Origin of the sequence: Bacillus sp. FSL R5-0603, assembly GCF_038050295.1 — a bacterium.
Taxonomy (GTDB): domain Bacteria; phylum Bacillota; class Bacilli; order Bacillales; family Bacillaceae; genus Bacillus; species Bacillus subtilis.
Window position 1 is genome coordinate 2,912,499 of the sequence record NZ_JBBOYP010000001.1, and the last position, 24,000, is coordinate 2,936,498.

22 protein-coding genes are annotated in these 24,000 nt (G+C 45.1%); 6 read left to right on the forward strand and 16 right to left on the reverse strand.

Annotated elements, in window-relative coordinates:
* Positions 1-16: 16 nt before the first annotated feature.
* Genes NYE56_RS15040 through rmgP form a run of 5 tightly spaced genes read right to left on the reverse strand, consistent with a single transcriptional unit; the run spans position 17 to position 4,599 of the window.
* The gene (locus NYE56_RS15040) at positions 17-685 is read right to left on the reverse strand and encodes a YesL family protein (RefSeq protein ID WP_341284036.1); all 669 of its coding nucleotides are present in this window, start codon (positions 683-685) and stop codon (positions 17-19) included.
* A 21-nt stretch (positions 686-706) separates the two neighbouring features.
* Complete coding sequence (locus NYE56_RS15045) at positions 707-1,993, reverse strand: Gfo/Idh/MocA family protein (RefSeq protein WP_160244721.1); 1,287 nt, start codon at positions 1,991-1,993, stop codon at positions 707-709.
* An 11-nt stretch (positions 1,994-2,004) separates the two neighbouring features.
* Positions 2,005-2,508 carry a rhamnogalaturonan transport/degradation protein RmgS gene (rmgS, locus tag NYE56_RS15050; protein WP_326210316.1) on the reverse strand — a complete coding sequence of 168 codons (504 nt, stop codon included), beginning with the start codon at positions 2,506-2,508 and terminating at the stop codon, positions 2,005-2,007.
* Complete coding sequence (gene rmgQ, locus NYE56_RS15055; RefSeq protein WP_160245030.1) at positions 2,505-3,626, reverse strand: unsaturated rhamnogalacturonyl hydrolase; 1,122 nt, start codon at positions 3,624-3,626, stop codon at positions 2,505-2,507. The genes rmgS and rmgQ overlap by 4 nt, the downstream gene beginning before the upstream one ends.
* 7 nt (positions 3,627-3,633) lie before the next feature.
* Entirely contained in the window at positions 3,634-4,599 is a 966-nt protein-coding gene (rmgP, locus tag NYE56_RS15060) for a polygalacturonan/rhamnogalacturonan ABC transporter permease (protein WP_014665041.1), read from the reverse strand.
* A gap of 215 nt (positions 4,600-4,814) precedes the next feature.
* On the opposite strand from rmgP, the gene NYE56_RS15065 reads away from it, so the two are divergent.
* Positions 4,815-7,133 (forward strand): helix-turn-helix domain-containing protein, encoded by a 2,319-nt coding sequence (locus NYE56_RS15065; protein WP_341284037.1) that lies wholly within the window; start codon positions 4,815-4,817, stop codon positions 7,131-7,133.
* Between the two features lie 40 nt (positions 7,134-7,173).
* On the opposite strand, the gene NYE56_RS15070 is transcribed toward NYE56_RS15065, so the two are convergent.
* From NYE56_RS15070 to NYE56_RS15115, 10 genes are all read right to left on the reverse strand, one after another.
* Positions 7,174-8,670 carry an extracellular solute-binding protein gene (locus NYE56_RS15070; protein WP_341284038.1) on the reverse strand — a complete coding sequence of 499 codons (1,497 nt, stop codon included), beginning with the start codon at positions 8,668-8,670 and terminating at the stop codon, positions 7,174-7,176.
* Positions 8,671-8,694: 24 nt separating this feature from the next.
* Positions 8,695-9,555, reverse strand: coding sequence for a carbohydrate ABC transporter permease (locus NYE56_RS15075; protein WP_010886597.1), 861 nt, complete (start codon positions 9,553-9,555; stop codon positions 8,695-8,697).
* Between the two features lie 205 nt (positions 9,556-9,760).
* Positions 9,761-10,522, reverse strand: coding sequence for an NAD-dependent epimerase/dehydratase family protein (locus tag NYE56_RS15080; RefSeq protein WP_041351158.1), 762 nt, complete (start codon positions 10,520-10,522; stop codon positions 9,761-9,763).
* A 76-nt stretch (positions 10,523-10,598) separates the two neighbouring features.
* The gene (gene bioI / locus NYE56_RS15085) at positions 10,599-11,786 is read right to left on the reverse strand and encodes a biotin biosynthesis cytochrome P450 (RefSeq protein WP_341284039.1); all 1,188 of its coding nucleotides are present in this window, start codon (positions 11,784-11,786) and stop codon (positions 10,599-10,601) included.
* 68 nt (positions 11,787-11,854) lie between these two features.
* Positions 11,855-12,862: a biotin synthase BioB gene (bioB, locus tag NYE56_RS15090; protein ID WP_015251417.1), complete on the reverse strand. Its 1,008-nt coding sequence runs from the start codon at positions 12,860-12,862 to the stop codon at positions 11,855-11,857.
* 2 nt (positions 12,863-12,864) lie between these two features.
* Positions 12,865-13,560 (reverse strand): dethiobiotin synthase, encoded by a 696-nt coding sequence (gene bioD, locus NYE56_RS15095; protein WP_024572242.1) that lies wholly within the window; start codon positions 13,558-13,560, stop codon positions 12,865-12,867.
* Positions 13,557-14,726, reverse strand: coding sequence for an 8-amino-7-oxononanoate synthase (gene bioF / locus NYE56_RS15100; RefSeq protein WP_341284040.1), 1,170 nt, complete (start codon positions 14,724-14,726; stop codon positions 13,557-13,559). The genes bioD and bioF overlap by 4 nt, the downstream gene beginning before the upstream one ends.
* Complete coding sequence (bioA, locus tag NYE56_RS15105) at positions 14,716-16,062, reverse strand: adenosylmethionine--8-amino-7-oxononanoate transaminase (RefSeq protein ID WP_160244713.1); 1,347 nt, start codon at positions 16,060-16,062, stop codon at positions 14,716-14,718. The genes bioF and bioA overlap by 11 nt, the downstream gene beginning before the upstream one ends.
* On the reverse strand, positions 16,052-16,828 hold the full coding sequence (bioW, locus tag NYE56_RS15110; protein WP_160245029.1) for a 6-carboxyhexanoate--CoA ligase: 777 nt from the start codon (positions 16,826-16,828) through the stop codon (positions 16,052-16,054). Before bioW ends, bioA begins: the two co-directional genes overlap by 11 nt.
* Before the next feature lie 209 nt (positions 16,829-17,037).
* Entirely contained in the window at positions 17,038-17,937 is a 900-nt protein-coding gene (locus NYE56_RS15115; RefSeq protein ID WP_017695465.1) for a dienelactone hydrolase family protein, read from the reverse strand.
* Positions 17,938-18,154: 217 nt separating this feature from the next.
* Here NYE56_RS15115 and NYE56_RS15120 point away from each other — a divergent pair, with 217 nt between their 5' ends.
* The 5 genes from NYE56_RS15120 to melA are packed head-to-tail and all read left to right on the forward strand — an operon-like array spanning position 18,155 to position 23,552.
* Positions 18,155-19,189 carry a LacI family DNA-binding transcriptional regulator gene (locus NYE56_RS15120; protein ID WP_123372878.1) on the forward strand — a complete coding sequence of 345 codons (1,035 nt, stop codon included), beginning with the start codon at positions 18,155-18,157 and terminating at the stop codon, positions 19,187-19,189.
* Positions 19,190-19,222: 33 nt separating this feature from the next.
* Positions 19,223-20,503 carry an ABC transporter substrate-binding protein gene (locus NYE56_RS15125; RefSeq protein ID WP_341284041.1) on the forward strand — a complete coding sequence of 427 codons (1,281 nt, stop codon included), beginning with the start codon at positions 19,223-19,225 and terminating at the stop codon, positions 20,501-20,503.
* Positions 20,496-21,407, forward strand: a complete 912-nt coding sequence (locus NYE56_RS15130; RefSeq protein ID WP_015251409.1) for a carbohydrate ABC transporter permease — start codon at positions 20,496-20,498, stop codon at positions 21,405-21,407. Before NYE56_RS15125 ends, NYE56_RS15130 begins: the two co-directional genes overlap by 8 nt.
* Complete coding sequence (locus tag NYE56_RS15135; RefSeq protein WP_014480612.1) at positions 21,404-22,234, forward strand: carbohydrate ABC transporter permease; 831 nt, start codon at positions 21,404-21,406, stop codon at positions 22,232-22,234. Before NYE56_RS15130 ends, NYE56_RS15135 begins: the two co-directional genes overlap by 4 nt.
* 19 nt (positions 22,235-22,253) lie before the next feature.
* Positions 22,254-23,552 (forward strand): alpha-galactosidase MelA, encoded by a 1,299-nt coding sequence (gene melA, locus NYE56_RS15140; protein WP_341284042.1) that lies wholly within the window; start codon positions 22,254-22,256, stop codon positions 23,550-23,552.
* A gap of 22 nt (positions 23,553-23,574) precedes the next feature.
* On the opposite strand, the gene NYE56_RS15145 is transcribed toward melA, so the two are convergent.
* The gene (locus NYE56_RS15145; protein ID WP_004398993.1) at positions 23,575-23,886 is read right to left on the reverse strand and encodes a rhodanese-like domain-containing protein; all 312 of its coding nucleotides are present in this window, start codon (positions 23,884-23,886) and stop codon (positions 23,575-23,577) included.
* Positions 23,887-24,000: the final 114 nt, after the last annotated feature.

A 24,000-nucleotide genomic window follows, 5' to 3' on the forward strand; every position in this document is an offset into this window, starting at 1 on the left:
GATAGAGAAATGATGATTATCTCGTTTCCGGATAAAAAGCTTTCCGTATATGGGATTCCCTCTGTGGCTCGCCGCCTTGCTGCTCCACTTTCAGCAGCACGGCATAAACAATCCGCATATGGAAGTAGCTAATAAGGCTGACGCTGAAAAAAGGGACAATGCCGGGCAGGTAAGCAAGCAAGAAAAAGAGAGCAACAGTCAGCGCAAGCATAGCAAGCGTATATTGCAAATACGCCACACTGAGCAAGAGCGAAAATTTCACATACAGACGTTTTTTCCAGTCAAAATGGACAAGCAGCGGAAACACATAAAAAAGCATGGATACGAACAAAAAGCCAAATATCATAATGGCGAAGCGCAGGATGTGCAGAAGGAAATGACTTGGATAAATGAAGGCCAAATCAATATAAATAATCACTCCGATGAGCGCCAGTACAGCGCCGAGCAGATTTGAACGAAAAAATTCACCCTTGTATTCCTGCCAAAACGTTTTGAGCACCGGAACGTTGTCCTGCCCCTGGATCCACTTCCGCATGACAGCGAATAAAGCCGTGGTCGCGGGCATGATGCCAAACACACCGAGACCGAGCAACGTAAAAAACAGCCACAGCAAGTTTGTATACGCAAATCTCATAATCCATTCGCAAAAGCGCAGCATCCGCCCCAGTGAACTATCATGTTCCATGGCGCCCCCTCCTTTTTTGCATTATACATTCTGCATCTGAAAAAGCTCTTTCATGCCAATCGGCTTCTTTTCGGCAACCGAGCGCCACATTCCCTCACCAACCGCGATGGAGTAGGCTCCAGCTTCAGCTCCGGCTAAAATATCATAGCGGCGCAGCGGGTCTTTCCCTAAAAAAAGATCCTCAAGCAAAAGCGGATCACCTCCGCCATGCCCCCCTTCATTTTTGACTACTTGTATCGTCTGCTTTGATTCAAAAAGCGGATAGTATTCGATTGTCTGCTCAGGAAAAGCAAACGGAATTCTGGAAGGTTCGTGAAATTCATTTGATTCAATACGCCCTTTTGTGCCGTTGATCGTCAGCCGGTAGCCTTCATACGGGGCCGAAAAAACAATCGAGTAGCTTAACAGTGCGCCGCCATCATATTTGACTGCCGCCACGTACGTATCCTCGATGTCAATTTCCTCGTCAAAAATACACGCGTCAGGCCTGTATGCAGTATATAAGCTAGACTGGTCTCCTGCTTCGAGATGATCATCTTTTATAGAAGCTTTAGAGGAACGGGGATGCCACCTTGAATAGTAGTGGCATTTTTCTTTAACACGGCACGTCCCGCAAAAACGCCCGTCTTCTTCGGGCAAGGGGTTCCACTCACTGTCCGGCCCATAGTAATTCAAGGCGCCATAAGCAAATACCTCTTCCGGATTTTGTCCGAGCCACCAATTAACGAGATCGAAGTGATGTGTTGATTTATGGACAGAAAGACCGCCGGAAAACTGTCTCGACCTGTTCCAGCGTTTAAAATAGCTGGCGCCATGATACGTATCAATATACCAATTTAAATCAACGGAGGTGACCCTGCCTATTTTTCCGTCCAGAATCATTTCTTTTATTTTCCGATGAAACGGGCTGTAGCGATAGTTAAACGCGACGGTGACTTTCCCTTCGCTTTTGGCCTCAGCTTCAAGCACCCGATTCGCATCCTGCACTGTTGTCACCATTGGTTTTTCAGTAATCACATCTGTATTCCACTGAAGACTTTTTACAATATATGTGACATGCGTATCGTCCCTGCCTGCCACAATGACGATATCAGGCTTTGACACGCGCATCATCTCGTCAAAAGCATCCTCGCTAAACTCGGGCACGTGGGCCAGCTCGGGAAATTTCTTTTTGCAAACGGCAAAACGTTTCGGATCGGCATCCAGCAGTCCCGTAATCTCATAATGAGTTGAAAACCGCTCCATCAGCGGTTTGATAAACATACTGAATGCTCTGCTGCTCAATCCGCAAAAGACGATGTTCTTCAATATCCTCACCTCTATCGGGCTTCAGTTAGTTGAGAAATCAGCTGCAGCGCTTCCTCTGTTTTTTCAGCATACACAGGGATAAACGCCGCCATATCGCGATTCAATCGAAAAGAATAGCCGTTCAGCTGCTTTTTCCCTTTTTCGATCTGAACGGCATAGATCGTTTTTTCTCCTGATTTTTTATTAACAGTTGTATAAGGAGATGTTTTTCCAGGAGGCAATCCATTTAACGGCTGAAAATTTTCCGGATCATCGTAAGCTTGAAACATGTCTTCAGGCACGATGAAAACATCTCCCTCATGGGCAGTAATTTCAGTCAGCAGTTTTTCCTGAAAAGCTGGAAAGATATCGACCTTCCCGGCATTCTGCTCGGCGGCCTTTTTTATTTTTTCCTCTACGCCAGCCTGCATATCAGAAAAGAGAATGACATGCATTCCGTCCGGCCTGCTTGAGCATGATGCCAAAAAGAGGACTGAGACAATCACACACAAAGCCGTACGTATACCTGTTATCATTTCTCCGCTGACCTAAAAAGAGTCTCCAGCTCTGTCATAGCTAAAATAAACGCGCCGGCTCCGTGCAGATCGTTTGTGCTTCTTTCGCGGCTGACATAATAGTCATAGAAACCTGCTGACGTTCCGACACATATGTCTTTGACGAGAAACGCTCCGTCTTCCGATGTTTCGGTTTTATGCTGAATCAAGCCTTGATACGCTTTTAGTAGTGTTGTTTCGTAAGCTCTGTCTAGATAGCCTTTATTGATTCCCTTCGCAAATGCGTACATGTACAGGCAGGATCCTGAGCTTTCCAGCCAGTTATCAGACCTGTCTCCCTTATCAACAATCTGATACCATAGCCCCGTCTCTTTGTCTTGATAGCAGCAGATGCTTTCCATCATGTTCTGCAGCGTGTTTTTCCACACATGACGGTTTGGATGCTTCTTCGGCAGCTCTTCAATCATGTCAGCAAGAGACATGACGTACCAGCCGATGGAACGTGCCCAAAATTCCGGTGAACAGCCTGTCTCTTCATTGGCCCAAGGCATTTTTTTCGCTTCATCCCAAGCGTGATAAAAAAGTCCGGTTTTTGCATCCTTCGTATGCTTTCTCATTAATGACTCATGCAGCACGACCTGATCAAACAGCTCCGGCTCCTGCTTCAGATTGGCATATTTCAGTGCGAACGGCCCCCCCATGTATAAGCCGTCAAGCCACATTTGGTAAGGATAACCGTCTTTGTGCCAAAAACCGCCCTCAGACGTCCGGTTCAGTGTTCCATATAAGCCGCGTAGCCTTTTTGCCGCTTTGACATACCGTTCATCCTTCGTCTGCTCGTATAATGGAAAAAGAATGAGACCCGCTTGAATGGCGTCCAGTTCATCTCTTCTAAATAATAGATTGCCATAATCATCGATTAAGAGATCTGCATAGGCCTTCGCATACTCAAAATACCGCTTTTCCCCGGTTGCTTCCCACAGCCGCAATACACCGCATAAGAAAACACCCTGATGGTAGTGCCAGCGGTTTGCAGGAGGCAGCTCCTCGACTGTGTACGTATTCATAATGGTGTTTGCCAATGCCTCCGCGTACGTAAGAGGCGATTTTACAGCGATTGATTGATCCATTGATCCCATCCCTTTCTTAATAAATTCCTTCCTCGCCAAATTTCTTCGCCAAACGATTCGCAAGCATGACCAAAATCAGCCCGACCGCCGCTTTAAATACGCCGACTGCTGTACTGTAGCTGAATTGGCCCTGTTTCAGCCCTGCAGTATAAACATACGTATCAAAAATTTCCGCCACTTCCCTGTTAGTCGCATTTAACAGCAGATACACATGCTCGAAGCCAAGCTCCAGCGTGTCTCCGATTTTCAAAATCAGCAAAACGACGATAACGCTTTTAATGGCGGGCAGCGTAATATGCCACATTTGCCGCAGCCGTCCCGCTCCGTCCATTTTCGCCGCTTCATACAGCTGGGGGTCAACCGCTGTAATGGCCGCCAGATAAATGATCGTCGACCAGCCCGCTTCCCTCCAGATAACCTGAAGAATATACAGGGGCCGGAACCATTCTTCGTTCAGCAGAAAATTGATTTTTTCACCGCCAAAAAACACAATCAGTTCATTAATCAAGCCTCCGTCTACCGTTAAAAGCACAAACGAAAGCGATACAACAATGACCCAAGACATAAAATGCGGGATATAAATCAGCGTCTGAACAAATTTTTTAAAGAGAGCAATCCGCACTTCGTTCAATAGAAGCGCCAGCAGTATCGGCACCGGGAAAAATATGGCCAGGTTCAAAGCAAATAACACGAGCGTGTTTTTTAACAAGAGAAAAAATGTAGGCTCAGTAAACAGCCTGATAAAATGCTTCAGCCCCACCCACTCACTGCCCAAAATGCCGAGGAACGGCTGATAATCCTGAAACGCAATCACAATTCCCCACATCGGGACATACTTAAAAAGCAAAAAATAAATACACCCTGGCAAAATCATCAAGTACAAATATTTTTGCTGAATCAGCTTGCTTAGTAAGCGCTTTCTTTTTTCTTTTTTAAAAATGACTGCATCAACAGCCGGCGCTTGCGCTTCTGCTGTTTTCATTTTTTCTTAGCCTCCTTTCACGGGTTCTTGCATTCACTGTAGCGCAGCAGGCAAAAGCCCGTCTACAATCATATGATCACATCCTGTTTTATCCCTTTATAATCAAGGGTTCAGCAGGTCCACCTGAAAAAAAGACACCGATATTAGAAAATGATTATTGACAATATCTATCAATCTTTGGATTAATTGTATTAAGGTGAAGTGGATGTTATGAAATGGGGGGTTTTATGAAAAGAAGCCAATACAAGTTTTACTACAAACTGATCACGTTTTTCTGCCTGCTCAGCACCATTCCGGTTATTTTGGTCGGATTGTTTTCGTACGAGCACTCTCAGAAAACGGCTATTTCCAACGTTTCGGAGGAAAAATTCGACACACTCCAGCAGACCCAGCAAAGCATCGAGCATATATTGAAAACCGTCGATCACTCTTTAACCCACTATGTGAGTTCGCCGCCTCTCCTTCGCACATTGTCCGAGCCTTTGCACTCAGACCAATTTCAAATCTATAACCAAGTGAACCAAGAGCTCAATTATCTGCAAAGCTTTGATACCGATCTGTCCAACATGACGTTAGTCAGTTATACGAAAAAATGGTACATGAACAATTCCGGTTTGTACCGTTTGAATACAGACACTCTTCATGAAGCAGCCTCAGCGTACACGAAACACAAAGCGAGCCGCTCCTATTGGACGCTTGAGGAAAACAATCATTTGATTTCAACCAAAGAAGGCACATCAGACAACTGTCGCTACAATATCAATTTAATTAAGCAGCTTCCTTTGAACAGCACAAATACAAAGGGATTGGCCGCCGCAAGCATCCCGAGCTGTTCGCTTGTCAAAAATATGCCTGGCTATTCAAACGCCAACAACCTGTTTATCATCGATGAAAAAGGCCGCATCATCCTTCATAACAACATGTCTGACATTGGTGAATCTCTTCATAACGACGCCTTTGTCCAACAAGTGCTGGCGCAAACCGCCAATAGCGGACAGTTTGAAACAGTTATTGACCGGATTCATTATAAAGTCACCTATCAAAAATCTGACTATAATACATGGACTTATTTTTCTCTCGTTTCCCTGCCTGAGCTAAAAAAAGAAGCCAAATCAATTGGCTGGATCACTTTTGCAGTATGCCTTATTTTGTTAACGCTTTCATTATTGTTCTCTTGGCTGGGCTCCCGCCATTTTTACAAGCCGATCAGGGTGCTTTACGAATCATTCGCAAGACATGGAGCCATACAAGAGAAACAACAGCCTCCTCAAAATGAATTTGAGTTAATTGAACAGAGCTTTAAGCAGCTGAAGGACAGAAATGACGACCTTGAAGAAACGATGAAGCAGCAGGCCACTCATCTGCAGCAATATTTTATGGTCAGGCTTATGCTCGGAAAACTGACGGATGAGGAGGTCGATAACCGCTTTGAAAGCCTCGGCTTAAAGCAAAATTGGCGGCACCTTGCCCTGCTTGTGCTCCAAATTGACACACTGAATCATACGCCTTATGAGAAAAAAGATATGGATCTGCTTTTGTTTGCCGTCAACAGCATGATTGAGCGCAACATTCCGACGGACAAACATCTTGCCCCCGCTGTAGTTGACAAACAGCAGGCGACGATTTTAATCAATCAAAGCGGGACAAAGGAAGAATTCATGGCTGAGCTGAATGAGACTGCAAGGATGATTCAGGAAAAAGCGGAAGCTGAACTGCAGCTGTCTGTCAGCATCGGCATCAGCCAGCCGTTTGATGTGCTGACAAAAGCGAAAACAGCCTATGCGGAAGGCTCAGAAGCGTTGAAATACCGGCTTAAAGCGGAAAACAAGTCGATCATCTTTTACGAAGACCTTGACCAGAAAAAAACCTTCAAAACCCATTTTCCAAAGCAGCTTCAGCATGAGCTGTTCGATGCCGTTAAAGCAGGAGACAAGGAGAAAGCGGATAAATGCCTGCACGCGATTTTGCAAGCCATTTTCACCCAGAACACCAACCCGTATCAATTTCAAATCGCCATCGCCCGTTTTTTGAACCATGTGATTGAGCTGATGCATGTGCTCGGGATCGAATTGTTTGAGCTTGAAGAAAACAAAATGCTGTATGACCAAATTTTTGAGCTGAAAACGTTCGAGGATACCGAAAACTGGCTAAAGAATGAGTTTATTGATCCGATGACAGACAAAGTGAACGCCCGCGCGGATGCCCAGTACAAAAATATTTCCGACAACATCATTCATATCATCCATCATGAGTTTGAATCCGAATTGACACTGGACGAAATCGCGCGCAGGCTGCATTACAACCCAAATTATTTAAGCAGCATTTTCAAAAAAGAAATGGGTATTTCATTCAGCGAGTATGTCTCAAGCTACCGACACCATATGGCGAAAAGCTGGCTTGCCGAAACAGACATGGCGGTCAAGGACATTGCCGAAAAGCTGAAATATAAAAACTCGCAAAATTTCATCAGATCATTTAAGAAGCTGGAGGGGATTACACCGGGAAACTACCGCCAGCAAAAAAGAAGCATGTAAAAAACCCAAAACCGCTTGCGCGTTTTGGGTTTTTCCAACATTATTTTGTTTGTTTAAATGCTTCTTCGTATTCCTGAATAATTTGTTTTCCTCCGCTTGACTCCCATTTTTCCACTTCTTTATCGAACTGGCTTTCTGTGATGTCTCCAATCATATATTTATAAGTCGCATCATCAATGATTTTCTTCAGTTCATCCCCCCGTTCCGACTCCGATGCGGAATACAGGCTTTCAGCCGGGTTTGAGACGATAATCTTTTCATTGTCCTCGGTCAGCTCCTCGTACGCCGTCCGAAGCGGATCTCCAGTGTTTTTTAAGTAGGCTTTATCAATGGCAATTAAGGCGGACAGCGGCTGAATATCAGTCTGCCAGTCTTTTACCTGACTTTCTTTGCGTGTGAACGTTTTGTCCTCACCTTTGTTGTAATGAACGCCGTCAATGCCATAAGTCATCAGGCTATAGACATCTTCTTCGGCAATTCGGTCAAAAAACGCCAAGATCCGTTTAAGCTCAGCTTCCGTTTTCACACTCGTTTTCGGGAAAGCAAACACGCCGTTATGGCCTCCTGATGCCCATACCCGCTCTTTCCCATCTGGGCCTTTTATACGGTTGACGATCTCGAGCTTCATCGATTTATCAGAGGCATGGTCGCGCAGATTGACCGCATCTACCATATTGCCAATATAAATTCCGGCTTTTCCTTGAGAAAAAAGCTCCTGCTGCTGGGTTTTGCTTGTGACGGGAAAATCCTTATTCATATACCCGTTATCACGCAGCTTTTTCATATAGTTCATCGTGTCTTTGTATTCCAGTGTCATGAAATCAGGCGTGAATTTGCCGCCCGATTCCTTCCAATCTGTCGGCATGCCTTCATACGAGCCAATCGTTTTAAACGCGCCGTAAATCAAGTCATTACGGTCTGCCAGCCCGATCGTATCATCTTTCCCATCCTTGTCCGGGTCGTCCTCCGTAAATGCTTTGGCCACTTCATAAAGCTCATCCAACGTTTTCGGGGTTTTCAAATTTAAATTGTCCAGCCAGTCCTTCCGAATGACGATCCCCTGTCTGGAAAGCGGGCGCTCTCTGTATATCCCGTAGAGCTTGCCGTCAATTGTCACATTTTTATTAATGAGTTTGTTCATTTTGTTTAAGTTGGGATAATCCTTGATATAATCGCCGATTTCCCAAAACATTCCTGACCGGAAGGCATTCATGACTGACGAATTTTTAATATCCTGGATGGTCACGATTTGCGGAAGATTGCCGGCTGCAAGCGCTGCATTCAGCCTGTCTTCTTTCACCGCGTCTGGAACCCAGGTGATGTCGAGTTCTGTATTTGTCAGCTTTTCAATTTCTTTAATCGCCCTGTCTTTCGGCGGCTGCTGGTGATACAAAATCGCCATCCAAGACAGCTTTACCTTTGAATCCGGGCCAGCTTTGCCTTCAGCCGAAGACTGATCAGCCCCTTTACAGCCCGCCAGCACTCCGCCGAGTGCCAGTACAAGCACAATCAAAAGCACCCTCCATTTGTTTCCCATCGTACCCCTCCGTTTCATATTTCTTTATCCTTTGACAGATCCCAGCAAAGCTCCTTTTGCAAAATGCTTTTGTATAAACGGATAGACAAGCAGAACCGGGATGGTCGCCACCACTATGACCGCCATTTTAATAGTTTGCTCAGGCGGCGGGCTGCCCGACCCCATTTCAGACATATCCCCCTGCATACCGCTTGATACAATGACGATTTGGCGCAGAAGCACCTGAATCGGCCATTTTGCTGAATCATTTAAGTACAAGATCGCTGTCATATACGTGTTCCAATACGTGACCGCATAAAATAGTGAAATCGTTGCGATCGCAGGAAGAGACAGCGGCAGCACAATTTTAAAGAATATGCCCAGATCATTGCACCCGTCAATTTTCGCGGACTCTTCCAAGCTTGACGGGATATTTTGAAAGAAATTTTTCAGAATGATCAGGTTAAAGGCATTAATGGCAGTCGGCAAAATAAGCGCCCAGTAAGAATCGAGCAATCCAAGCGATTTGACCACAAGGAAAGTCGGAATCATGCCGCCGCTAAACAGCATCGTAAATACGACGAGAAACATGAGCGGCTGCCGGCCGATTAAATCACGGCGGGATAACCCGTAAGCCATCAGTGACGAAAGAAACATGCTGACCGCAGTGCCTATCACTGTCACAAACACAGAAACAAGCAAACTCTTATAAATAATATCTGTTGAAAAAATGTAGCGATAAGCATCTAGCGAAAAAGTGGTCGGTATTAAAATAAATTTTTTCGACACGACTTCTTCTACTGTGGCAAAGGATGCTGCGATAACATGAATGAACGGAAGTACGCATATTAAAGCGAACATCAGCAAGAAACCATAAATCAACATATCAAACAGACGGTTTTTCAGTGAATGTGCGATAGCTCCCACCTCTCTTTGTAAGCGTTATCATATTTTGGAAACCGAGCTCAGCATGTGACGATATCGTGTCTAAAATGTAGCAAATCTGTGATTGCCATGTCTATAATCATTTGAACAGTGTCCCCGGCCGGGCGGGGGCTGCCGCGAATTGAGACCGATAACAAAAGAAAAAGAGCATAATCTTAGAAAATGATTATGCTCCGTTCTCCTCCTCGTTCAAAAGTTCAGCCGTATTGATTTGTGGCGAAAACCCAAGTTCATTCACGGCAGATTCAATGGACCATGGCCGGCCCGGATTATCAGAGACGGCGTAATAAGTGCCGTACCGGATATTGGTCTCAATAGCGGCTTTGAAAATCGACAGCAGATCGGGGTGAGAAAGCAGTGTCTTTTTCGTCCGTTCTTTTTCATGCAGCGTATCCATTTCATCTGTGACGACTGTTCCGATTCGCAGGTTGATTACTGATAGCTTATTTTCCAAATAAAACAAATGGCCGATCTGTTCAGAGGTCAGCTTTAATACACCGTACAAGTTTTTTGACAGCGGATAATCGCTTGTTGTGATTTCCCGTCCTAAGAGCGAGCGCCCGTCTTTTTCGTATACATCTGTGACATGATTACTGCTGGCGAACACGAGCTTTTGAATGCCGAGTTCCGCTGCCGCACGGCACAGATAATAGCTTGCCCTATAGAAAACATCCGTCATTTTTTCAAACTCAGCGATGTCCATAATATCGTATTTGATTTTAACAGCGAGTAAATTCAAGATGACATCCGTATCTTTTGGAATCTTCTTCAACAGCTCCTCATAATTTGCCGCGTCAGCCTGAATGGAAGAGGCTTTGCCATCGAAATGATCTTTATCAAGCACAGTCACTTCATAGTCTGAAATCAGCCCTTCAGCAAGCAGTCTCCCAATCACACCATTTCCGCCGGCGATCAGCACTTTTTTCACGATGTTCACTCCCCTTTTTTATAGATTGCCCATTTTCGGCGGGGCTGACACTTTTTTGGCACTCATATTCTTAGGCTTATTCAAAAGTCACCGGCAGCTCCTCAAGCGCCCGAAATCCAAAAAGCGGCCGATACCGCCATTCAAAATCCGCGAGCTTAAGGCTGGGCATTCGCTGCAGAAGAGTGTTAATCGCAATTTGCGCTTCTAATCGTGCCAGCGAGGACCCTAAACAAACATGATGGCCATGACCGAATGAAAGGTGCGGATTAGGACTTCTCGTAATATCGAAGACATCGGGGTTCGTGAAAATGCTTGGGTCTCGATTAGCCGCCCCTAACAAAAGATAGACTTGTTCTCCTTGACGGATCGTCACCCCGCTGATGTCAATATCCTCTGACGCAACTCTGGCTGTCATTTGCGTGGGGCTTTCATAGCGTAAACATTCCTCGACTGCGGTATCAATAAGATCTGGATTTTCTCTCAGTTTCAAAAGCTGTTCTGGATGCTGCAGCAGACAAAGGACTGAATTGCTGATGAGATTGACCGTTGTCTCATGTCCGGCGATCGCCAGCAATATGCACGTAGATGCCGCCTCCTCTTCCGTCAGCTTATCCTTTTCTCTCCCCTTCAAGAGCATGCTGATCATATCCTGTTGAGGGTGGCGTTTTCGCTTTTGAATCAGCTCTTTGAAATATGCCATAGCCTGCACAGCCATAATATTGCCCTCTGTTAATGCCTTTCTTGACCGGGTAAAATCAATCGTTTGAATGAGACTCGCAGCCCACTCCTTTAATTGCTCCCTATCTTCCTCCGGTACACCTATAATGTTAGCTATGACAAAGCTTGCTAAAGGAAAAGCAAAGTCCGAAATGACCTCCATCTTTTTTTCACCTTGCACTTGATCAAGCAAATGATGGACAGTTTCAATGATATACGGCTGATAACTCTCTGTCGCTCTCGGCGTAAACGCTCCGCTGGCAAGCGTCCGCAATCGTCTATGATCAGGCTGGTTCTGAAACAGCATCATTTGATTTTGCACATGTGAAAGGTTCTGATATTTGGTTGAGCTCTCGGGCAGCGGGGTGCGGACTTTGAATCTCGCATCTTTCAAAATAGCAGCTGTTTCTTCATATCCTGTGACATACCAGCCCGGGTATTTTAAGAAACTCCCTTTATAGATAGGATGAACAGCTCGCAATGTGTCGTAAAAAGAATATGGGTTTTTCAAAAACTCAGAAGATGCAGTTGACGATGCAATTGTCACGTGATTTTCTCCTTTCTGTTCAAAAATAAAAGCAATCGACATCATACCGATTGCTTTTATTGATTCTTTCAGCTTTTCGCACTTAAACTGGCCTTCATTTCTTCGACTGATTCAACTTCAAAGCCTAAATCACTCAGCATTTTATGATCCTCCGTCTCCTCTTGCCCTGCAGTTGTTAAGTAGTCTCCGACAAAAATGGAGTTTGCGGCGTAAAGCCCTAATGGCTGCAATGAGCGGAGATTGACCTCTCTTCCTCCGGAAATGCGAATTTCTTTTGATGGATTGATAAAACGGAACAGCGCCAGCACTTTTAAACAATACAGCGGGTTTAATTCGTTGACGCCTTCTAATGGCGTGCCATCAATTGCATGCAAAAAATTCACAGGAATGGAATCCGCGTCAAGAGCCTTCAAGCTTTTGGCGATGTCAATGACATCCTGTTTCGTCTCCTTCATCCCGATAATGGCGCCTGAACACGGAGACAGCCCCGATTCTTTTGCGATTTCAACCGTATTGACTCTGTCATCGTATGTATGTGAGGTCGTGATGTTTGAATGGTTTCTCTGTGACGTATTCAAATTATGATTATAGCGGTCTACTCCGGCATCTTTGAGACGCTTCGCCTGCTCTGGCTTCAACAGTCCGAGACACGCACAAACCTTCAGTCCATACGTCTCTTTAATTTCCTGAACCGCATCTACGACCTGATCCACTTCTCTGTTAGACGGCCCTCTGCCGCTTGCCACGATACAATATGTGCCGATATTCAGATCGTGCGCCCGCTTCGCGCCTTCAAGCAGCGTTTCCTTATTCACCATCCGGTAAGACTCAATTGGCGCTTTTGAAATCGCAGACTGTGAACAATAGCCGCAGTTTTCCGGGCAGAGCCCGGATTTCGCATTCATAATCATATTGAGCTTTACTTTTTTTCCATAAAAGTGTTTTCTGATATGAAAAGCTCCATGCATTAATAGCAAAATATCTTCATCAGGACAATGTAATATTGATAGCGCCTCTTCGTCAGTCACTTCTGCTCCAGCCAGCACCCGGTCTGCGAGTTCCATCCATTGATTCATTCTCATACCCCCACTTGATTCATCAGTAATGATAGATTGATATGGTCTTTTACCATATGTAGAACCGTTTCTTTCGTAACGTTGGCAAGCTTTGGCGTAACCCCTAAAATCGGAACACCGCATAAGCGCTCAATCATCTCAGGATTGGTTTTTTCATCTTCATCAGGAGAGTCACTTATTCCATTGATGATAATTCCGGCAATTGGAAGCCCCATGCTTTCTGCATATTTGACAGTTAAAAAGGTATGATTAATGGTTCCAAGGTGAGGACGTGCCACAATAATCATGGGAAGCTGCAACGCTTTTATGACATGACTGACCAAATAGTCCTCTCCCAATGGCACAGAAATACCGCCTGCACCTTCTACGATGAAGCATTCATGTTTTTCTCTAATCCGTCCCCAATGGCTTAAAACCTCTTCCATGGTGACAGTCTTTCCCTCAAGTTTCCCTGCAACGTATGGTGCAAGCGGCGCTTTGAAGGCAAAAGGCGTAATGTCTTCATGAGAAAGACTGGTCTGCGACATGTCTTTCAGCAGACTAGTATCACTATCTGGATGATGACGTGATATCCCACTTAAAAATGGTTTATACACCCCAACATCTCTATTATGTTCTTTCAATAAAGCAGCAAGACCGCTGGATATAACCGTTTTCCCCACTTCTGTATCTGTTCCTGTCACAAAAAAACCCCTCAAATGATGTGCAGCTCCTTTCCGATTGAATGAAATGTTTTCAGCAAATGATCAATATCACCCATACTGTGGTCAGACGTGATTGTAATTCGAATACGGCTTTCACCCGGCGCAACGGTTGGCGGCCGAATGGCAGGAGCATAAATTCCGTTGCCCTGCAGTTTTTCAGCAAATATGACCGTTTTATGGGCATCGCCAATGACTACAGGAATAATCGGTGTGTGATCTCCTTTCACCACATAACCCATATTCTTCAGACTGGTTCTGATCATGCTGATATAAAAAAATAAAAGCTGTCGTTTTTCCCTGCTGGCTTCAATGATGTTGAAAGCCTCATGAGCAGCCGCACAGCTGGCTGGCGGAATAGCGGTTTGAAAGATAAATGTTCTGGCATGGTTCAGCAAAAAGTCGATGAAGACCGCTGATCCTGCCGCAAAACCTCCTTCCGCGCCAACAGCTTTGCTTAAGGTGCCGATCACAATGTCAGGACAAACACCAAAGTATTCACTCGTTCCTCGTCCCGAATCACCCAAAACTCCTGTTGCATGGGCATCATCAACGACCACGAAGGCATGATAGCGTTGCGCAAGTGAGATGATCTGATCAAGAGGGGCAATCGTGCCATCCATGCTGAATACCCCGTCTGTTACGATAAAACGGCGCTGATAACGCTGTGTTTCATTCAGCTTGTTTTCAAGATCATTCATATCACTATGCCGATAAACAACTGTATCAGCCTTAGAAAGTCGGCAGCCGTCGATAATACTGGCATGATTGAGCTGGTCACTTAAAATGACATCTTCCTTTTCTGGCAAGGATGAAAGGACACCGACATTGGCCAAGTAACCGCTCGAAAACAGCAGGGTCGCTTCTGTCCGTTTAAAGCTGGCAATCTTCTTTTCTAGCTTTTCATGCCAGACCGAATTGCCTGTCGTTAAACGTGAACCGCTGCTTCCTGTCCCAAATTGCTGCAATGCTGTTTGGGCTGCATCGATCAAACGTCTATCGCTTGCGAGCCCTAAATAATTGTTTGAGGACCAGACCGTTTGATTTTCGCCATCAATGTTCCTCTCTGGAACCGGTGCCCCATTCATTGACCGCAGGTTACGGTGTACGCCGGCTTCCTTTGCTCTGTCTAACCGCTCGTTTAACCAAGAATCAATCTTCAAGGCTCGTAACCTCGTGGATGGCTTGTTTCATAATGGCAACCATTTCCGTGAGCTCCTCAGCAGTACTGGCGAGAGGAGGAAGAAATGCAACCACGTCCCCAAGCGGCCTTGTCAGCATTCCCAGCTCTCTCATTTTTAAGGAAACTTTGTATCCAACCCGCCGATCAGCCGGGTAAGGTTCTTTGGTTTCCTTTGACCGGACAAGCTCTGCACCGCACATAAAGCCAAGCTGCCGAATATCCCCAACATGAGGAAGAGCGTGCAGATCTTGAAGAAGAAAATGGAGCTTTTTACTTTTTTCCGCTACTTGTTCCACAATGTTTTCAGATTCAAATAATGCCAGATTTTCAAGCGCAACCGCACAGCCAAGCTGATTGCCTGTATAGGAATGGCCATGGAAAAAGGTTTTTAGGTTTTCATAATCATCATAAAATGCCTTATAGATGTCTTCAGTGGCAAACGTAACGGCAATTGGCAAATAGCCTCCTGTAATGCCTTTACCGGCAGCCATCAGATCAGGCTGGACATTCTCGTGCTCGCACGCAAACATTTTTCCTGTACGGCCAAAGCCTGTAGCGACTTCATCAACGATCATTAAGACATCGTATGTTGTACATAGCTCGCGCACCCCTGCCAAATATCCTTCCGGCATCACGATCATACCGGAAGCCCCTTGTACCATTGATTCAATGGAAAGCGCGGCAATTTCCTCGTGATGTTCCTTAAGCAGCTGTTCAAGCTCTCGGAGGCACTGATCACGGCACTCATCAGGATCACCGCTTTCAGAGCGATACACATAAGGAATCGGAGCCTTGTAACTCTCGAACATCAACGGGCCGTATACGTGGTGAAAAAGCTCAATTGAACCGACACTGACGGCGCCAATCGTATCACCGTGATACCCGTTTTTCATTGCGATGAATTTTTGTTTCTCGGGCTTCCCGATGTTCTTCCAATACTGAAACGCCATTTTTAGGGCTATTTCCATCGCTTCTGCGCCGCTGTCAGAATAAAAGACCCGCGTGAGCTTTTTTGGGCTGATGTCGATTAATGTTTCGGCAAGCTGGGTTGCTGGAACGTTGGTCATGCCCAATAACGTGGAGTGCGCAATTTTTCCGAGCTGTTTTTTTATGGCGTTATCTAGTTCTTTTTTGCGGTGTCCGTGGACATTAAGCCAAACTGATGAAAAACCGTCATAGTATTCCTTGCCGTTTATGTCTTTGACTTTGATTCCAGTCCCGCTTTCGATGATTAAGGGGTTTTCATCATAATCTTTCATTTGGGTAAATGGCAGCCAGAGGTGCTTTTTACTTTTTTCTATCAAATCATGAGTCATGATCTTCCTCCCACTCTATTAAAATAGGCTTCTTCTCCAGCTCATGTATGTATGTGGTTACATCTTTGGAGCCATCAATAAAAAAGACTCGGCAGCCCGCTTCAGTCCCATATTCTTTCATTGCTGTAATACGCTGATAGCCCATTTTCTTACCCGCAACATAGCCTGTTATGTAATCTGGATCGTCCGACCAGCATAATTCTGCAACGGCTGCCGGGTGCCGGCTTACCTTTGAAGCGAGCGCAAGGGCCTCTTTTATTCTTGAATGAGCCGGCACGTGACTGTGAAGCGCCCATTTTTCAAAATTAGCGTCCGGCCAGTCCATTCTGGAGACCCGCACCCCTTTTTCTTTTGTTTGATCCATTCGCTTGCCTGTATGAATATCAAACAACACCGCACCCCTGACATCTGACCATTCAGGGATTTGTTCATATGCTTTTTCAATCACGTCTCGTGAAACGCCTTCTTTTTCCAATAACAATCGGGCCAGCTTTTGTCCTTCTTCCGGGCAGTTCACTTCATTCGTATGCACAGGCAATGGCTGAATGGTTTTTATCGATTCATATACCTCTTCAAATTGAATTTGCATAAAATCAGGTTTTCCTCTTGAATGGGATAACCCTTTTTCTAATAAAGCATTGACTGTATGCTTCATCTCATGGAAAGGAATAAGCCGTTCTCCGCCGGATATATGCTTTCCGCCGTCTTCATGAGATCCATTCATAGAAGCCCTCATTCTGACACTATAAAAAGTTTCTTCTTGCATCATTTCTCGCCCTTTCACTGATAACTGAAGAACGTGTAGTGCTTCTCACTTTAATTGTTAACCAATCATTTTTAAAGGTTAACAATTAGAATATATTATTCTCTCCTGTTTCTGTCAATAGAAGAAAGCATCGATTTATGGCAGTTGGTGAAAAGGAAACAAAAAGACCGTTTTCACATAAAACGGTCTTTTTCGATTTCTTTTAACAGTCACAGCCACTTTTGCAAAAACCGGACAGCTTCATGCCTCATAACTGCTGTTTCGAAATGTCCCGAAGCAGAACGGACCACTCGGTAGCAATCAGAAGCTCCCTGTCCAGCATAGACAGCTGTCAATTCTTTTTCGATTTTGTCCACGCCCTCGGCCGGCGTTAACCGATCGTGTACACCAACAAGACTAAGGTGCGGGCGCGGCGCGATCAGGCCTTGGATCTCCGATGCGGAAAAATGCTTTGCAAGCGATGGGACGTAATAATAAAAGCCGTGCCTGTCAAGATTCTGTGTTTTGATCAGCACGTGATGATCCACCTGGCTGCACAAATCCACACACACCTTAATCCGGTCATCGAGCGCCGCTGTCCACCACGCCATCAAACCTCCCATAGACATGCCGATGGTTCCGATCCTGTCAGGCTGAACATCAGAGCGTGACTGCATATAGTCCAACGCACTTAAACTGTCATAAATCATCATCCCCCACATCACTTTTCCGGTGAGAAGCATTTCTTTAAATATCTCGCTTTCCGCTTTTCCCCGCCGATCTCCAAATCCCCAATGATCAATCGCAAGAACGCCGTATCCGAGTGAAGTAAGCTCATCAGAAAAAGAAGGCGTTTTCAAATAATCCGCTCCCTCAATCAGCTCACTTTTTCCCCTATCATACTGGCCCCCATGCGAATGCTGAAACAATACGGCTGGGCACGGTCCTTCTGTTTTCTTCGGCTTCACAAAATAAGCGGGCACCTTTTCATGTCCATTTAAATCGAGCAGGAGCGTTTCAACGATATTTTCTTCTCTTTCTTCAATACGTAATGTCTCAACACTGATTGGCCTCCGATCAGGCAAATCACCAAGCAATCGAAACAGTTGCTTTCTTCTTTCGGCTCTCATCCCATCACCCTTCCTAATTCGCTTACTTCACATTTACGAGACAGATCTGGGTTCCCCTTTATTTTTCCAACATAAATCACATCATTTACTAAATATTTAGTAAATATAACGAAATATTCCGAAAATAATTATTGTAACCGCTTACTTTTATATGATAGTATCAATTTATCAAAAACAGATGAGTTAATATTTTACTAAATAGATGAGAGGGATACCCATGGTTCGTATTAAAGATATCGCCTTGAAAGCTAATGTTTCCAGCGCAACTGTGTCCAGAATTTTAAATGAAGATGAGTCGCTTTCTGTTGCGGGCGAGACGAGACAAAGAGTCATCAACATCGCTGAAGAGCTTGGTTATCAAACCGTTGCCAAACGCCGAAAATCCCGCGGGCAAAAACAGCGGGCTCAGCCGCTGATCGGTGTGCTGAGCTGTCTGTCCCCTGATCAGGAAAGGCAGGACCCTTATTTTTCTTCCATTCGGAAAGGCATTGAAAAGGAATGCTTTGAACAGGAAATTTTTATTACAAATTCGATTCATCTCGGCTCATTTCAGGAACATATCTTTCGGGAATTGGATGGTGTCATTGTCATCGGCCGTGTTCATGATGAAGCGGTTAAGCATATCAGCGGAAGGCTGGAGCATGCCGTATTTATCAATCATTCACCAGATCCGCAAGCATACGATTCGATTGGAATCGATTTTGAATCGGCTTCACGCCAGGCGATTGATCACCTTTTCGACTTAGGCTACAAACGGTTAGGCTACATTGGCGGACAAGAAAAAGAGCATACGCTGAAGGACGGCCAAAGCATTCGCAGAACGATTGAAGACAAACGCCTGACCGTTTTTTTGAAATCAGTCGCCCCCCAGCCTGAGCATGTGCTGATCGGAGAATACAGCATGCGTGAGGGCTATCGCCTGATGAAGAAAGCAATCGATCAAGGCCATCTGCCGGAAGCATTCTTTATTGCCAGCGATTCTATGGCGATCGGCGCATTAAAAGCGCTGCAGGAAGCCGGACTGCAAGTGCCGCGGGATACTGCAATCGTCAGCTTTAACGGCATTGAGGAAGCTGAATTTGCCAGCACGCCTTTAACAACGGTGAAGGTATACACAGAGGAAATGGGCCGGACAGGCGTAAAACTGCTGCTTGACCGTCTCAATGGCCGAACGCTTCCTCACCATGTCACCCTGCCCACAACATTAATCGTAAGACAAAGCTGCGGATGTATAGCAAAGGAGGTGACATAAGCAAAGATTCATCACGATGATAAGGAGGAAAAGATGAAACACACTTTTGTTTTATTTCTCTCTCTTATTCTGCTTGTTCTGCCCGGGTGTTCAGCAGAGAAAAGCTCAGCAGATACCGCAAAAAAGACGTTAACCATTTATTCTACAATGTCAACCGACAGTGAAAGAGATACGTTCAGAAAACTAGCGGCAGCATTCGAAAAGGAACACAGTGACATTCATGTCAGCCTTCATTTCCCAGGCAATGACTATGAAAATATGATGCGTGTCAGAATGGCGGCCAATGATTTGCCAGATCTATTCGATACACATGGCTGGGGGAAAATCAGGTACGGAGAATATACAGCGGATCTCCGGGATATGGAATGGACTCAAGATCTTGATCCTAATTTAAACAGCATCCTCAAAAATAAAAGCGGAAAGGTGTATGCCTATCCGATCAATCAGGCAAAAGACGGTCTGGCGTATAACCGCAATATTTTAGACCGTTACGGCATTGCTCCGCCGGAAACCATGGATGACTTTATCAAAGCACTGAGAACGATTAAAGAAAAGAGCAAGGGAAGCATTGTTCCCTTCTGGTTTGCCGGCTATGACAAAAGCTCATTCGCTCAATATTACGACCAATTCGCTACACCTCTTCTCATCACAGACCCTGCCCATAATGAAAAAAAACAGCTCATCAACGGTTCTTTTAAATGGAATAAATTCACTTACTTATCAAAAATCCTCAAACAAATGCAGAAAGAAAAATTGATCAATATCGACGCCGTCACGGCAAAAAAATCACAGCTCATTGAATTAATGGCCCAAAACAAAATCGCCTTTACAATGCAAGGCGGCACACTCGGCCAAGACGTTGCCCAGATCAACCCGAACGTCAAGGTCGGCATTATCCCGACACCTGCCATCCATCCCGGTGATGACCCGATATGGATCGGCGGTGAACGCTACACCCTTGCAGCATGGAAAGATTCGCCTCAATTAAAAGAGGCAAAAGAATTTATCACATTTATGGCCCGCCCGGCCAATGCTAAACAAATGGCTGAAGCCACATCGCTTCCTTCAGGGCTGACCAATGTGAAAGCTGATATTTTCTACGCAAACGATTATGAGCATTATCAAGATGTCAAAGTCGAGCCTTACTTCGACCGTTTATACTTGCCAAACGGAATGTGGGATGTCCTGGGCACGGTCGGACAGGAGCTGGCGGCTGACATTTTGGCGCCTCAAGACATTTCGCAGAAGCTGGGAAGAGAATATAAACGACTCCGGGAGCAATCGGAAACACAGGGAGCTGAAAACAATGAGTGAGATCGCAAGGGACGTTCATGTGAAACAGGTTAAGCCAAAAAAGCAGTCCTCACTTTGGTGGATGTACATTCCTGCTTTGCTCTCCGTTCTGGTCTTTATGATTTATCCGTTTGTGAAAGGCACATTGATTACCTTTACAAACTGGAACGGCTTTTCACAAGTTTACCAATGGGTTGGATTCGCGCAATATGAAAGGCTGTTTTCTGATCCTGACACTTGGCATATCTTAAAAAACACTCTGCTTTACGGGCTTGGCAGCACCTTTTTTCAAAATGTGGTCGGGCTTCTGTACGCTCTGCTATTAAATCAAAGCATTAAAACGAAAGCGGTAACAAGAACAATTGTGTATTTGCCGGTGATGATCAGCCCGCTCATTATGGGTTACATTTGGTACTTTTTCTTCTCCTATGACGGAGGCGCGCTCAACGATTTGCTCGGGGTCTTCGGCATCAGCCCTATTAATGCGCTCGCCAGTCCATCGCTCAATCCATGGATCATTGTCATGATTAACACCTATCAATATGTCGGGATCGCTATGGTTGTCTACTTAGCCGGTCTGCAAAGCATTCCGAAAGACTACTATGAAGCGGCGCAAATGGATGGCGCGAAACAAGGCCAGCAGTTTTTTACCATCACGCTGCCGCTGTTAATGCCCTCCATTACCATTAATATGGTCATCAACATTATCGGAGGCTTAAAGCTGTTTGACGTCATTATTGCACTCACCGCTGGCGGCCCCGGAAATGCGTCACAATCCATGTCCACATTTATGTATGATTTGTATTTCAAACGGCAGGATGCCGGCTATGCCGCAACGCAAGGCATATTTATGGCATTTGTCATTTTGATCATCAGCTTTTGCGCGCTTGCGTACTTTAAAAGAAAGGAGACGGAAATGTCATGAGAGCCGCCCGTACAAAAAGCATGCGGATCATTACGCTTCTTGCAGCCATTGTGGCCTGTGCGCATTTTATTCCTTTTTATATCCTGCTGACCACTTCATTGAAAGCAAAAGGAGACTACAGTTCGAAATGGATATTTCCAGCCGACATCTCCTTTCATAATTTTTCAGAGGCGTGGGAGCGCGCTTCGCTAGGAAACTCTTTTATAAACACCATGATCATCACAGGTTTTTCTGCCTTGTTATTAATTATATTCGGCTCACTTGCCGCCTACCCGCTTGCCCGGCGGGAAACGAAACTGAATAAAGCCGTTTTTGCCTTGCTGATTTCCATTATGATCATCCCTCCGTTAACGTCCATGGTTCCTTTGTACCGAATGGTTGTGGACGCCGGAATGGTCAATACACACGCAATCGCCATTTTCATCAATACAGCGGCTTACATGCCGTTAACCGTATTCTTGTATTCAGGCTTTATCCGATCGACCATTCCAAAAGAGCTTGAAGAAGCCGCAAGAATTGACGGCGCAGGCATGCTGAAAATCTTTTTTACGATTGTGTTTCCTCTGCTGAAGCCGATCACTGCGACCATCTGTATTATTTCTTGTGTCTTTATTTGGAACGACTATCAATTTGCCATTTTCTTTTTACAAGATCAAAAGGTTCAGACATTAACAGTAGCCATGGCAGGTTTTTTCGGAGAAAACGCAAACAACCTTCATTTAGTTGCCGCAGCGGCACTTATGGCAATGCTGCCGATGGTTGTTCTGTTTTTGGCGCTGCAAAAATACTTTATTGCCGGCCTGTCTTCCGGAGCGGTAAAGGGTTAACACTAAAGGAGGAAGCAATATGAAAAAGATTACATTTATCGGTGCAGGGAGCACGATTTTCGCCAAAAATGTTTTGGGAGACTGCCTGTTAACAGAGGCACTGAATGGATTTGAGTTCGCTCTTTACGACATTGATCCCAAACGCCTGCAAGAATCCCAGCTCATGCTCGAAAATCTAAGAGACCGTTATAACCCAAGTGTGGCCATCAACAGCTATGATGACAGAAAACTCGCCTTGCAAAACGCAGGCTATGTCATCAATGCGATTCAGGTTGGAGGATACAAACCAAGCACAGTCATCGATTTCGAGATTCCTAAACGGTATGGGCTGCGCCAGACGATCGCCGATACAGTCGGCATCGGCGGGATATTCAGATCTCTCAGAACAATCCCGGTCTTATTTGATATCGCAAAAGATATGGAGGAAATGTGCCCTGATGCATGGTTCTTAAACTATACAAATCCAATGGCCACTCTTACAGGCGCCATGCTCCGCTATACCAATATCAAAACAATCGGGCTCTGCCACAGTGTTCAAGTGTGCACGAAGGATTTATTTAAAGCTCTCGAAATGGAGCATGACGGAATTGAGGAACGCATCGCAGGCATTAATCATATGGCTTGGCTTTTGGAAGTCAAAAAAGACGGCACAGATTTATATCCAGAAATCAAAAGGAGAGCGAAAGAAAAACAAAAAACAAAGCATCATGATATGGTGCGGTTTGAATTAATGGATAAGTTCGGCTATTATGTCACGGAATCGTCCGAACATAACGCAGAGTATCACCCATACTTTATTAAACGGAATTACCCTGAACTGATCAGCGAGCTGCAAATCCCGCTCGACGAATATCCGAGAAGGTGCGTCAAGCAAATTGAAAATTGGGAGAAAATGCGGGATGATATCGTCAACAATAAAAACCTTACGCACGAACGCTCAAAAGAATATGGTTCAAGAATTATAGAAGCAATGGAAACAAACGAACCATTCACCTTCGGAGGAAACGTCTTGAATACAGGGCTGATCACCAACCTTCCTTCAAAAGCGGTTGTGGAAGTGACATGCGTCGCCGACAGAAAAAAAATTACACCGTGTTTCGCCGGAGAACTGCCTGAGCAGCTTGCAGCCTTAAACCGGACGAATATTAATACACAGCTGATGACAATCGAAGCGGCTGTCACACGGAAAAAAGAAGCGGTTTACCAAGCTGCAATGCTTGATCCGCATACAAGCGCGGAGCTTTCCATGAAAGACATCATCTCCATGTGCGACGATTTATTTGCAGCACACGGCGATTGGCTTCCGGAATACAAATAAAAACTAGGGGACCGCTTCCCCCCTAGTTTTTTGGTTTTGTTTCGCCTTCCCAGGCCATCATGCCGCCTTCAACATTGACTGTTTTAAAGCCTTGCTCATCCAGGTACTTGCAGACGTTCATGCTGCGCATTCCTGAGCGGCAGATAAATACATACTCTTTGTCTTTATCAAGGGTTTCCATTTTTTCAGGAATATCCCCCATGCGAATATGAACGGCTTGCGGGATCATGCCTTCCGCTACCTCTTCATCTTCTCTGACATCAATTAAATATAATTCTTCGTCCGCCTCAATTTTTTCTTTCAAAGCGGCTGTGCTGATTTCTTTTATTTCCAAAGAAAACACTCCTATTCACAGTGATCATGTTCAGTATATCAAAGTCAGCTGAACGATTGCTATTCTGAGACTGATGAAAAAAATCCCCTTTTGGCAAAGGGGATTTTTTTTAGG